The sequence below is a fragment of the Pseudomonas medicaginis genome, assembly GCF_965119365.1.
Taxonomy (GTDB): domain Bacteria; phylum Pseudomonadota; class Gammaproteobacteria; order Pseudomonadales; family Pseudomonadaceae; genus Aquipseudomonas.
The window spans coordinates 5,516,761-5,528,489 of sequence record NZ_OZ221631.1; the positions used below are offsets into that span (position 1 = coordinate 5,516,761).

Here is an 11,729-nt window from a genome sequence, read left to right on the forward strand (position 1 = left end):
GTCGGGCGCGGCAGCCCTTTAGCGAGGGGGCGTCGCCCTCAAACGGACGCAAGCTCCCTCGCCACGGGCATAGAGGGTCGAGCCGCCACCGGCTTACAACTTGAAGTGCCCCACCATCCCCTTCAGTTCTCCCCCCAACTGCGCCAACTCGATGCTGGACGCGGCATTGCCGCGCATCGCCAGGGATGATTGATCGGCGCTGGCGCGAATGCTGGTGACACTGCGATTGATCTCTTCGGCCACCGAGCTCTGCTGCTCGGCCGCGGCGGCGATCTGTTGGTTCATCTGTTGGATCAACGACACGGCAGCTGCAATGCTGCCCAAGGCGCTCTCCGTCTGCAGCGCGTCGCTGACCGCCATCTTCACCAGCTCGCCACTGCTCTGGATCTGCTGCACAGAGGCCTGGGCCGCTGAACGCAAGGCGCTCACCAGCCGTTCGATTTCTTCAGTGGACTGTTGCGTGCGCCTGGCCAGGGCCCGCACCTCATCGGCCACGACCGCAAAGCCCCTGCCCTGCTCCCCGGCCCGGGCCGCTTCGATAGCGGCATTGAGCGCCAGCAGGTTGGTTTGCTCGGCCACGCTCTTGATCACCTCCAGCACCGTGCCGATGTTCTGGATCTCGGCACTGAGGCTTTCGATGCTGGAGCTGGCCGACGTGGCCGAATCGGCCAGTTGTTCGATGCGCGCCATGCTCTGGCGCACCACCTGCTGGCCGCTTTCGACCTTGTCGTCGGCAGTCTGGGCCGCTTGGGCCGCTTCTTCAGCGTTGCGCGCCACATCGTGCACCGTGGCCGTCATCTGATTCATGGCCGTGGCGACCTGTTCGGTTTCTTCTTTCTGGCTGCTGACTTCCAGGTTGGTCTGCTCGGTCACCGCCGACAGCGACTGCGCCGAATTGGCCAATTGCTCGATCCCGGCCTGCAAGCCGCTGACGATACTGCTCAGCCCCGCGCCCATCTGTTGCATGGCCAGCATCAACTGACCAATCTCATCCCGACGCGTCACCTCGACCGTGGCGCTCAAGTCGCCCGCCGCGATCTGCTGGGCAACGCGAATGACGCTGCGCAGCGGCGTCACGATCAGTCGGGTGATGACCCACGCCGCGATCAACCCGACCAGCAACGCCAAGGCCGACGATCCGATGATCAGCAGCGAGTTCTTCTTCAGTTCGGTCTGCATGGCATGGTCTTCGGCACTGAAGGCCTGGTCGACCCGAGCCACCACCTGGTCGGCTCGCTCGTGCAGTTGCTGGTAGACGACTTTTTCCTTCGCCAACAGGCCCGTGTATTCGGCCAGTTGCTCATTGAACCCGACGATGTGCCCAGCCACTTCGTTAAGCACAGTCTGGTAACCCGGGTCCTTGACCGTGCTCTTGAGCGCCTCGGCCTGTTTCATGGCCTGCTCGGCCTGCTCGATGCTGCCTTGCCCCGCCCCCTCGTCGCTGCCTTTGCGGCTCTGGTCCAGGCGGACCCGCGCTTCGTTCATGGCCTGCAACATCAACCGCGACACTTCGCTGATCTGGTTGGCCTGCTCGATGAACTCGGCACCTTCCTTGCCTTCGGTGTCTTTCAAGGTATAAGTACCGTCATCCGCCAGCCCGGCCTGCAACACATCGAGGTTGTTGGCCACGCTGGACACCGACCAACTGGCCATCTCCAACGCCAGGTCCTTGCTCTGGCTCAACCCGACAAATTCATCGAACGCCTTGCGATACGCGCCCAATGCCTGCTCGACGTCGTTCATCACCGGCACGTTGGCAGCCGACTGCGCCTTGAGTTCGTTCGCCAATGCCACCAGCCCGTCGACGCCCTGGCGCAGCGCGTCGGCTGTCTTGGGATCGGAACGCGAAGCGTATTCCTGCTCCAGCAGTCGGACCTTGAGCAACCCGCTGTTAAGCGACGACATCTGTTTAAGGCCATCGAAGCGATAGCTGATGGTCTGCAGGGACCAGACGCCGATGGCTGCGACCACAGCGGTCAACAGCAGCACCAGGACAAATCCGATACCCAGTTTTTTTGCCATACCCAGGTTGGCAAAACGTCTTTGCACGGCCGAAATCATTGCGCTCAGTCCTCTGCCAGTGTGTGTTGATCGCAGATTCGCAACGAGACGCCCTGCTGCACAAGATGCTGGCGTCGGAATAATGGCAAAAAGCTACAGCCGCGTCGTTTTCAGGACACTTGAGGTCGATCCAGGGCCGCGGCCTGGAAAAACCCCAGCGCCCGGGGATCACTGGCATAGGGCACGTTGAGTCTTAGCCAGTCACTGCCCGCGCCCGAAGGACTGAAAGCCGTAGGCGAAGACAACAGCACGCCGAAACGCTTGGCCAGACGCTGTAATCCAGCGTAGTCACTGATTGGTGGTTTTGCCCAGATGAAAAGCCCGCCGGCCGGCTTGCCAAAGACCTCCCAGTCGGCATCCTCCAATACCTGCAACAGCGCCGCCGTATCGACGCCCAGACGCTGCCGCTGGCGCTGGACCAGTTTGCGATACGCCCCATTGGCCAGGAGATTGGCAAGCACCGACTCACAGAACCGTGACCCGCCCATGCTGGTAATCCCCTTGACCTCGCTCAGGCGCGCGATGATGGACGGCCCGGCCACGACAAAACCGACGCGCAACGAACTGCTCAGGGTCTTCGAGAAACTGCCTACGTAGACCACGTCGGCATCCAGCGCGGCGAGCCGGGTCCGCGCCGAACGCTGGAAGTCACCATAGGCATCGTCTTCGATCACCAGCACGGCGTGTTGCTTCGTCAGTTGCAGCAACCGTTGGGCCACGGCTGGGGCCAGGCTGCTGCCGGTCGGGTTGTGGCAGGCGCTGTTGACGAACAGCGCACTGGGCCGGTGTGTCGCCAACAAGTCTTGCAGTACATCGACGTCCGGACCGCGCGGGGTCCTGGGCAGTTCGATCATGTCGATCTTGTGCAACCTGAGCAGGTCGAACAGGTTTGAATGGCCAGGGCTCTCCACCACCACGCAGGCACCTGGCTGCAACAGTGTCCGCACGATCAGGTCCAGTCCATGGGTGGCCCCGGTGGTGGTCAGGATCTGAGTCTTATCGGCCTCGATATTGAATTGCCTCAGGCGCCTGGACAACTGCTCACGCAGGGCGGGTAGCCCCAACGGCGTGCTGTAGTTGAACAACCCGGCCATATCGGTGCGGGTGACTTGCCGGATCGCATAGCCCAGGTCATCGCTTTCACGCCAGCTCTCGGGCAACCCGCCACACCCCAGATTCAGCGCCCATTGCGGCGTGTCAGCGTCCTCCGCGAGCGTATCCAGTCGCCGATTCGGGTCGCTGGACGCATGCCCGGGCGCCGGGGGAGGAGCGACGAAAAAGCTGGAGCCGTGCCGGGACGCCAGCAGACCTTGGGCAACCAGGCGTTCACACGCTTCATTGACGCAGGACTGGCTGAGCAGGTTCTGCCGCGCCAGTTGGCGAACGGACGGCAGGCGAGTCCCCGGTTGTATCGCATCCTGTCGGATCCAGCCGGTCAGCGCGTCGACAATTTGCTGCACGACAGGCACCAAGGCCTGCCGGTCGATTCTCAACTCCATGAGTAACCAAGCTCCTAAGCGTTTGTTTTATTTCCAGAAACAGTTAAGCACAGGCCACCCCCGAACGATGTACGACAACGTCGCCAAAACAGCCGATTCTCACCCTTTGCAACACATTGATGAGCCGTTCCAAGGATTTTTCGCCTCCCAAAGAAAAAGCCCGCACCAGTGCGGGCTTTGTCCTACAAGCTCAGGGGAAACGTCCTCAGAACGCCGTGACCCCGCCGTCCACCGCCAGGGAATGACCAGTGGTGAACGCCGCACCGTCGCTACACAGATAGAGCACGGCGCTGGCAATTTCCTCGACCTTGCCAATACGCCCAACCGGGTGCATTGCATTGGCGAACTCGCCTTTTTTCGGGTCCGCCTCATAGGCACGACGGAACATGTCGGTGTCGATCACTGCCGGACAGACCGCGTTCACGCGAATCTTCTTCTTGGCGTATTCGATGGCGGCCGATTTGGTCAGGCCGATCACGGCGTGCTTGGATGCGGCATAGATGCTCATTTTCGGCGCCGCACCCAGGCCGGCCACCGAGGCCGTGTTGACAATGGCGCCACCGCCCTGGGCCAGCAGCAAGGGCAGTTGGTACTTCATGCACAACCAGACGCCCTTCACGTTGACGCCCATGATCGCGTCGAATTCGTCGAGGGTACCGTCGGCCAATTTGCCCTTCTCGATCTCGATCCCGGCATTGTTGAACGCGTAGTCGAGGCGACCGTAGGTCTTGATCACCTCGTCCATCAGGTGCTGAACATCGTTTTCCAGCGTCACGTTGCAGCGTACGAACACGGCTTCGCCGCCCGAATCACGAATCGACTGCACTGTGCCCTCGCCACCCGCCACATCCAGGTCGGCCACGACCACTTTCAGGCCTTCTGCCGCGAACGCCTGGGCAGTGGCGCGGCCAATACCGGCGGCGGCGCCCGTTACCACGGCGACCTGTCCGGAAAACGTCATGCTCATTGTCAGATTCCTCGAAGAGTGCGGGAGATGGCGCCAGTCTAGCCATAGGTCCCGACGCCGCGGCAGCACTATCCAATTGCCGTTTGAGCATTCATGGGTGCCAGTGATAAGGCCCAGGGGCGAACTATCACTGCATTGGATCGAACTGCATTCGCTGTATCAGCAAACCTTGCGGCAAACGCTTCGAAGGACTATCAACAAGACTTCATTCATCTTGAGTGCCAACCATGACTGCCCAGACCAATCGCCAGTTCCTGCTCGCCAAACGCCCGGTAGGTGCCGCGACCCGCGAGACTTTCACGTATCAACAAGTACCGGTGGGCGAGCCGGCAGCCGGCCAGATCCTGGTGAAGAACGAATACCTGTCCCTGGACCCGGCCATGCGCGGCTGGATGAACGAGGGCAAGTCCTACATCCCGCCCGTCGGCATCGGTGAAGTGATGCGGGCGCTGGGTGTGGGCCAGGTGATTGCCTCGAACCACCCGGGATTCGCGGTCGGGGACTACGTCAACGGCGCCTTGGGTGTGCAGGATTATTTCCTTGGCGAGCCAAGAGGTTTCTACAAGGTCGATCCGAAACTGGCCCCTCTGCCACGTTACCTGTCAGCCCTGGGCATGACCGGCATGACCGCCTACTTCGCCCTGCTGGATGTCGGCGCTCCCAAGGCCGGCGAAACCGTGGTGCTGTCGGGCGCCGCCGGTGCGGTGGGGAGCATTGCCGGGCAGATCGCCAAGCTCAAGGGCTGCCGGGTGGTGGGCATCGCCGGCGGCGCCGACAAGTGCAAGTTCCTGGTCGATGAATTGGGCTTCGACGGCGCCATCGACTACAAGAACGAAGATGTCCACGCCGGCCTCAAGCGCGAATGCCCCAAAGGCGTGGATGTGTATTTCGATAACGTCGGGGGCGACATCCTGGATGCCGTGCTCAGCCGCCTTAACCTCAAGGCCCGCGTGGTGATTTGCGGCGCCATCAGCCAGTACAACAACAAAGAAGCGGTGAAGGGCCCCGCCAACTACCTGTCGCTGCTGGTCAACCGGGCACGCATGGAAGGTTTCGTGGTCATGGACTATGCCTCGCAGTTCGCCGCCGCCGGACAGGAAATGGCCGGCTGGATGGCCAAGGGGCAGCTCAAGAGCAAGGAAGACATCGTCGAAGGGCTGGAAACTTTCCCCGAGACGCTGACCAAATTGTTCAGTGGGGAGAACTTCGGGAAGTTGGTGCTCAAGGTCTGACACAAAACAAGTGTGGGAGCGAGCTTGCTCGCGATGGGGCCCTGTCAGTCAACATTGATATTGACTGACATACCGCTATCGCGAGCAAGCTCGCTCCCACATTAGGGATCTTCGGTGTCAGGTCAGGCCAGTTCGGCTACCACCGCCGCGAGTGCCTTGGCCGGATCGGCGGCCTGGCTGATCGGACGGCCGATCACCAGGTAGTCTGAGCCGGCATCCAGTGCCTGGCGCGGAGTCAGGATACGACGCTGGTCGTCCTGGGCGCTGCCCGCCGGACGAATCCCCGGAGTTACCAACTGCAGCGTCGGGTGGGCCGCTTTCAGGGCGCCCGCTTCCATGGCCGAACAGACCAGACCGTCCAGGCCGGCCTTCTGCGCCAGCGCCGCCAACCGCAACACCTGCTCCTGAGGCTCGACGTCCAGGCCGATCCCGGCCAAATCCTCGCGCTCCATGCTGGTCAGCACGGTCACGCCGATCAGCAACGGTTGCGGGCCGCTGCGCTGATCCAGCACTTCACGGCAGGCCGCCATCATGCGCAGACCACCGGAGCAATGCACGTTGACCATCCACACGCCCATCTGCGCAGCCGCCTTGACGGCCATGGCGGTGGTGTTGGGGATATCGTGGAACTTCAGGTCCAGGAACACTTCGAAACCCTTGTCGCGCAGGGTTCCGACAATTTCCGAAGCACAACTGGTGAACAGTTCCTTGCCGACTTTGACCCGGCAAAGCTTGGGGTCCAACTGGTCGGCCAGCTTCAGGGCGGCGTCACGGGTGGGAAAATCCAGGGCGACGATAATGGGCGTCTGGCAGGCGGACATGAGCGGGCTCTCAGGCAAGTCGAAATCGGCGCGCATTGTAGCGGAACGAGCGCCCATGCGGGACCCGATGATCGGTAAATCTCACCGTCCCCCCGGCAGCATGGACGATACCGGCCTTTGTGTCGAAGCCGATACATTCAAGACATGCGTACAACACCTCGACACGCTACCGTCCGCCGCCGCAACCCATGCTTTCAGCGCTTCACGCCTCGCGGCCCGACGCCTATGCTGAAGCCTCACCCTCGCCGCCTTCCATACCGTTGGCAGCCTACCTGGCAGATGATGCATCCATGCAGAACACCCCTGTTGCAAATTCTGGCGATCAAAAAATGCCCGACGACGACAAGCGCTGGAGCACCCGTGCGCTGATCGTCGATGACGACGTGCCGATCCGCGAGCTGCTGATCGATTACCTGGCCCGCTTCAGCATACGCGCCAGCGGCGTGAACGATGGCGCAGCCATGCGCCAGGCGATGCAGGCCGAGCACTTCGACGTGGTCGTGCTCGACCTGATGCTGCCGGGTGAAGATGGCTTGCAGTTATGCCGCTGGTTGCGTGCCGAATCGGACATCCCGATCCTGATGCTCACCGCCCGCTGCGAGCCCACCGACCGCATCATCGGCCTGGAGCTGGGCGCCGATGACTACATGGCCAAGCCTTTCGAACCCAGGGAGCTGGTGGCGCGTATCCAGACCATCCTGCGCCGGGTGCGCGACGACCGCAGCGAGCATCGGGCCAATATCCGTTTCGACAACTGGCGGCTCAATAGCGTGTTGCGCCAACTGATTTCGGTTGACGGGCTGGTGGTACCACTGTCCAACGCCGAGTTCCGCCTGTTGTGGGTCTTCATCGAACGACCGCGCCGGGTGCTCAGCCGCGAACAACTGCTGGACGCCGCTCGCGGCCGCTCCATCGAAGCGTTCGACCGCAGCATCGACTTGCTCGTGTCACGCCTGCGCCAGAAACTGGGCGACGACCCCAAGGCCCCACAACTGATCAAGACCGTACGCGGTGAGGGCTACCTGTTCGACGCCCGGGACATCGGTTGATGCGAGTGCGCCTGGACTCCCTGTTCGGTCGCCTGTTTGGCGTGCTGCTGCTGGCGATTGTCCTGGCGCATCTGTTGGCCTTTGCCTGGTTTTTCCATTACGACCAGCCGCCCCCAGGGCCTCCGCCCGGCATGAGCCAGCAAGGCGAAGGCCCGCTGCGATTCGGTCCGCGCCCCAACCGCCCTCCCCGTCCCTGGTTCGGCGGTCCAGTAGTGCCGCTGACGTTTCAATTCGTGTTCCTGATTGTCGCGGCCTGGTACGGCGCCAAACTCCTGACCCGACCGATACAACGCTTGAGCGATGCCGCCGAGCGCTTGAGTGAAAACCTCGACAGCCCGCCGCTGGATGAAAACGGCCCCCGCGAGGCACGGCAAGCGGCCCATACATTCAACCTGATGCAACAACGGATCCGCGAGCAGGTGCAGCAGCGTTCGCGCATGCTCGGCGCGGTGTCCCATGACCTGCGCACTCCGCTTTCACGGCTCAAGCTGCGCCTGGAGCAGATCGATGACGTCAAGTTGCAAGGCCAGATGCGCCAGGACCTGGACGACATGATCGGCATGCTCGATGCCACCCTGACTTACTTGCACGAACAGCGCACCAGCGAAGCGCTGCAATGGATGGACGTGCAAGCCCTGGTGGAATCATTGAGCGAAAACGCCCAGGACCAAGGCGCCGATGTGCAGGTCAGCGGCGCCTGCGCCCCACTGCAGGTGCAACCCATGGCACTGCGTTCGTGTCTCAACAACCTCATCGACAATGCGCTGCGCTACGCTGGCCATGCCCTGATTACCCTGCAAGACCGGCAACATCAGCTACTGATCCGGGTCATCGACCACGGCCCCGGTATTGCGGCGGACAAACGCGAAGCGGTGTTCGAGCCGTTCTTTCGCCTGGAAGGTTCGCGCAACCGCAACTCCGGCGGCGTCGGCCTGGGCATGACCATCGCTCGGGAAGCCACCGAACGCCTGGGCGGGCAATTGACCCTGGAAGAGACGCCAGGGGGCGGTTTGACGGCGGTGATCAGCCTGCCTCGCACCTGAATCCCACCAATGTCCCACACTCGACACTGCGCCGGGACGGAGTTTGTACGCCCACCGGTACAAACTCCACACACCCCCGACAACTACCCCGTCGAGGCTGCATAAGCCGGTGCACCCACCGGCTATCCCAGCCCAAGGAGAGCGCCCATGATTGGTAGTGTCAGCAGTTACTCGACCTATACCAGCACCAGCAGCACCACAACCAGCAATGCCCGCAATCAGCCGTTTCAAAAGGAACTGCTCAGCAAGCTCGACAGTGACGGGGACGGTTCGGTCAATCAGGAAGAATTGAGCACAGCCCTGTCGCAAAAAAGCGACGATGGCATCCTGGTCAGCCTGAGCGATAACTTTGGCGACCTGGACAGTGACGGCAGTGGTGACCTGAGCAGCGAGGAAATGGCTGCGATGGCACCGCCACCTCCGCCACCAAGGGACCAGGCGCCGAACACCGAACTGGCCGATGCGCTACTCAGCGTCCTGGACACCGACGGTGATGGCTCAGTCAGCAGCGATGAGTTGAGCAACGGCCTGGCCAGCACGGACAGCGATGCCGACAGCCAGCAAGTGTTCTCGGCATTGGACAAGAATGAAGACGGCACTGTCAGCCTCGACGAACTCGCCGCCAGCCTCGCGCCACCGCCACCACCGCAACAGACCTCCAGTGAAGAGCTGTTCAGCCAGCTCGATGCCGATGGCGACGCCACCGTCACCGCCAGCGAACTGAGCAGTGCCCTGCAGGCCAGCAACGGTACGTCCACGAGCACCGACACCAGCGCGATGCTGATGGAAGCACTCGACAGCGACAACAGCGGTGACGTCAACAGCGACGAATTCAACAACGCCTTGCAGGCCAATCATCGCAGCGACAGCTCCACCGAACAGGCCAATGTCAGCGAAGCGTTGAACAGGATGATCGCCAACCTCAGCCGGCAATACTCGCTGGATAACGTCGCCACTGTAGGGAAGCACCTGAACGTGGCGACCTGATTCACCGGCAAGCCTGGATTGAAACTCACTTGTGGCGAGGGGGGTTATCCCCTCGCCACAGCAATCTCCCCCGCCACAGGTGTTTGGCATTCAGGCTACCGTGCCTGGCTTTTGCTCCAGTCCGTCAATAGGCTGTAGGCCACCGCCAACAGGGTCGGGCCGATGAACAGGCCGATGAAACCGAAGGCTATCAACCCGCCGAACACCCCCAGCAGCACGATGACCAAGGGCAGGTTTCCGCCACGGCTGATCAGGTAGGGCTTGAGCACGTTGTCCACGCCACTGATGATGAAGGTGCCCCAGATGCCGAGGAATACCGCCATCCCGTACTCCCCCTTCCACGCCAGCCACGCCGTGGCGGGAATCCAGACCAGGGGGGGGCCCATGGGGATCAGGCTCAGCAGGAACGTGACGATCCCCAGCACCAGCGCCCCCGGCACCCCGGCGATCAGGAAGCCGATCAATGCCAGCACGGCCTGGGCCGCGGCAGTGCCGATCACGCCGTTGACCACCCGTTGCACCGTACCGGCCACCAGTTCGATGTAGTAACCGGCACGATCGCCGATCAGACGCTCCAGCAACCCATGGACGAACGCCGCCAGGCGCGGGCCGTCGCGATAAAAAAAGAACACGAACACAATGCTCAGGGTCAGCTCGAGGATGCCGCCGCCAATCTGCGCACTGCGCGCCAGCAGCCAGTTGCCGACCTGGCCCAGATAAGGCCTGGCGGACACCATCATCGCCGCCCCCTGCTGGTCGATGCTGTTCCAGATGCCCACCAATCGCCCGCCCACGAAAGGTACGCCGGCCAGCCAGCCTGGCGCTTCGGGCAGCCCGTCGACCTGGACGTCCTTGATGAAGGCCGTGGCGTCGCGCACATGGTCGGCCAGGTTGAAACCCAGCCACACCAGCGGCACCGCCACCAACAGCATCCAGCCCACCGTCAGCAACGCCGCGGCCAGGGATTCGCGGCCATTGACCCAGCGGGTCAGCAGGCGCATCAACGGCCAGCTGGCGAACGCCAGCACCGCGCCCCAGAACAGCGCCGACCAGAATGGCGCCATGACCCAGAGGCTTGCGCCGAACAACACCAGGAGCAGGATCTGCACCAATAGCCGATCGTTATTGAGCATGTAGGGTCTCTAAAAAAAAGAACAGGACCGGGGCAACGGTGTGGAACCCGCAGCCCCGACACAGCTTAGCGCAGCAGCTCCAGGTGCAACCCCTGCGCCTCGCCACTGGCGATCTCCATGCGTGCCGCCCGGACGCCCAGGCCCGCCAGCGCCTCAAGCCAGTCTCCGGCCCGGGGGCCGGCGATACTGACCCGCAGGCCCGTGTCGAGGTTCAACGCTCGGGACAACAGGCGCAACCAGGTGTCATCCGGCTCACCGGCAAGACGCGGCAAGTCCAGGACCCCGGTGTCCTTGAGCTGGCGCAACAGGGTGGCCGATGTCGGCAGCAGGGTCCCCAGGGCTGCGTTCGCCTCGAACTGCTCGACGTGCAGGTAGGCCTTGCGGTTGCCGCGGGTGATGGCATACAGCGCAATCAGCGTGTTGTCCGCGGGCGGCGCCAGGCGCAGCAGCAGGAAAGCCTGGCCGTTGTCGGCGCCATAGAGCTTGGCATTGCCGAAGACTTCGTTGGCCCACAGGCTGCTTTCGCCGCAATCGCGGGCCTGGCACCAGAACAACAGCTCGGCGCCCTGTTTCTGCAACGCTTCGCGAGCCGAGGTAAAGGCCTGGGTCGCGGAATGCTCCGGCGGCAATTCATAGGTGACCGAGGTGACGTTCCCACGGGCGTCGACCTGGCCATCAAAGCGCAACTGACCGCTGATCTTGCGGATCGAGCCCATGGGGTAGACGCGTTCCAGGTCGCTGGCTTGCCGGTAATCGACGATCTGTGCGTCGGGCATGCGCGGCACGCGATCCAGATCGCGACTGCCCGGCACATCGGCGGCGAACGACGCTGGGCTGAAGCAGGCCAACGCCAGCAGGACGAGTGAATAAGCGGATAATTTCATCGGATCGACTTGGCCCGGGACGCCTGGCCACAACGGGCGTCGTCGATGAACCG

Annotated in this window: 10 protein-coding genes and 1 pseudogene; 4 read left to right on the top strand and 7 right to left on the bottom strand. The window is 62.6% G+C overall.

The genetic code is table 11. The features are described from left to right. Positions 1-93: 93 nt before the first annotated feature. The 4 genes and pseudogenes from ACMTA2_RS24140 to ACMTA2_RS24155 all read right to left on the bottom strand — a co-directional run bounded on the left by ACMTA2_RS24140 (position 94) and on the right by ACMTA2_RS24155 (position 4,527). Positions 94-975 carry a methyl-accepting chemotaxis protein gene (locus ACMTA2_RS24140; RefSeq protein WP_413795713.1) on the bottom strand — a complete coding sequence of 294 codons (882 nt, stop codon included), beginning with the start codon at positions 973-975 and terminating at the stop codon, positions 94-96. Positions 976-1,002: 27 nt separating this feature from the next. Beyond that, a pseudogene (locus ACMTA2_RS24145) lies at positions 1,003-2,061 on the bottom strand (HAMP domain-containing protein); the annotation flags it as partial. Positions 2,062-2,171: 110 nt separating this feature from the next. Beyond that, the gene (locus ACMTA2_RS24150; RefSeq protein WP_413792082.1) at positions 2,172-3,560 is read right to left on the bottom strand and encodes an aminotransferase-like domain-containing protein; all 1,389 of its coding nucleotides are present in this window, start codon (positions 3,558-3,560) and stop codon (positions 2,172-2,174) included. Between the two features lie 205 nt (positions 3,561-3,765). Next, positions 3,766-4,527 carry an SDR family oxidoreductase gene (locus ACMTA2_RS24155; protein WP_413792083.1) on the bottom strand — a complete coding sequence of 254 codons (762 nt, stop codon included), beginning with the start codon at positions 4,525-4,527 and terminating at the stop codon, positions 3,766-3,768. Positions 4,528-4,754: 227 nt separating this feature from the next. Here ACMTA2_RS24155 and ACMTA2_RS24160 point away from each other — a divergent pair, with 227 nt between their 5' ends. Then, complete coding sequence (locus tag ACMTA2_RS24160; protein WP_413792084.1) at positions 4,755-5,759, top strand: NADP-dependent oxidoreductase; 1,005 nt, start codon at positions 4,755-4,757, stop codon at positions 5,757-5,759. A gap of 122 nt (positions 5,760-5,881) precedes the next feature. Here the strand turns inward: ACMTA2_RS24160 and pyrF are convergent, their stop codons facing one another. Continuing rightward, positions 5,882-6,580: an orotidine-5'-phosphate decarboxylase gene (gene pyrF / locus ACMTA2_RS24165; RefSeq protein ID WP_413792085.1), complete on the bottom strand. Its 699-nt coding sequence runs from the start codon at positions 6,578-6,580 to the stop codon at positions 5,882-5,884. Between the two features lie 290 nt (positions 6,581-6,870). Here pyrF and ACMTA2_RS24170 point away from each other — a divergent pair, with 290 nt between their 5' ends. The 3 genes from ACMTA2_RS24170 (at position 6,871) to xopAW (ending at position 9,659) form a co-directional block, all read left to right on the top strand. Next, positions 6,871-7,629 (top strand): response regulator, encoded by a 759-nt coding sequence (locus ACMTA2_RS24170; RefSeq protein ID WP_413792086.1) that lies wholly within the window; start codon positions 6,871-6,873, stop codon positions 7,627-7,629. Next, on the top strand, positions 7,629-8,672 hold the full coding sequence (locus ACMTA2_RS24175; RefSeq protein ID WP_413792087.1) for a sensor histidine kinase: 1,044 nt from the start codon (positions 7,629-7,631) through the stop codon (positions 8,670-8,672). Before ACMTA2_RS24170 ends, ACMTA2_RS24175 begins: the two co-directional genes overlap by 1 nt. Before the next feature lie 147 nt (positions 8,673-8,819). Further along, the gene (gene xopAW / locus ACMTA2_RS24180; RefSeq protein ID WP_413792088.1) at positions 8,820-9,659 is read left to right on the top strand and encodes a XopAW family type III secretion system calcium-binding effector; all 840 of its coding nucleotides are present in this window, start codon (positions 8,820-8,822) and stop codon (positions 9,657-9,659) included. 95 nt (positions 9,660-9,754) lie between these two features. Here the strand turns inward: xopAW and ACMTA2_RS24185 are convergent, their stop codons facing one another. Both ACMTA2_RS24185 and ACMTA2_RS24190 read right to left on the bottom strand, forming a co-directional pair. Beyond that, positions 9,755-10,792, bottom strand: coding sequence for an AI-2E family transporter (locus ACMTA2_RS24185; RefSeq protein ID WP_413792089.1), 1,038 nt, complete (start codon positions 10,790-10,792; stop codon positions 9,755-9,757). A gap of 65 nt (positions 10,793-10,857) precedes the next feature. Beyond that, a complete protein-coding gene (locus ACMTA2_RS24190) occupies positions 10,858-11,676 on the bottom strand; it encodes a DUF4892 domain-containing protein (protein ID WP_413792090.1) in 819 nt (272 codons plus the stop codon). Between the last annotated feature and the right edge of the window lie 53 nt (positions 11,677-11,729).

Excerpts from the sequence above, each read along its gene's own strand:
- ACMTA2_RS24140 (WP_413795713.1), bottom strand. The coding sequence starts at position 975 with ATGCTGGCCATGCAACAGATGGGCGCGGGGCTGAGCAGTATCGTCAGC.
- ACMTA2_RS24150 (WP_413792082.1), bottom strand. The coding sequence starts at position 3,560 with ATGGAGTTGAGAATCGACCGGCAGGCCTTGGTGCCTGTCGTGCAGCAA.
- ACMTA2_RS24155 (WP_413792083.1), bottom strand. The coding sequence starts at position 4,527 with ATGAGCATGACGTTTTCCGGACAGGTCGCCGTGGTAACGGGCGCCGCC.
- ACMTA2_RS24160 (WP_413792084.1), top strand. The coding sequence starts at position 4,755 with ATGACTGCCCAGACCAATCGCCAGTTCCTGCTCGCCAAACGCCCGGTA.
- pyrF (WP_413792085.1), bottom strand. The coding sequence starts at position 6,580 with ATGTCCGCCTGCCAGACGCCCATTATCGTCGCCCTGGATTTTCCCACC.
- ACMTA2_RS24170 (WP_413792086.1), top strand. The coding sequence starts at position 6,871 with ATGCAGAACACCCCTGTTGCAAATTCTGGCGATCAAAAAATGCCCGAC.
- ACMTA2_RS24175 (WP_413792087.1), top strand. The coding sequence starts at position 7,629 with ATGCGAGTGCGCCTGGACTCCCTGTTCGGTCGCCTGTTTGGCGTGCTG.
- xopAW (WP_413792088.1), top strand. The coding sequence starts at position 8,820 with ATGATTGGTAGTGTCAGCAGTTACTCGACCTATACCAGCACCAGCAGC.
- ACMTA2_RS24185 (WP_413792089.1), bottom strand. The coding sequence starts at position 10,792 with ATGCTCAATAACGATCGGCTATTGGTGCAGATCCTGCTCCTGGTGTTG.
- ACMTA2_RS24190 (WP_413792090.1), bottom strand. The coding sequence starts at position 11,676 with ATGAAATTATCCGCTTATTCACTCGTCCTGCTGGCGTTGGCCTGCTTC.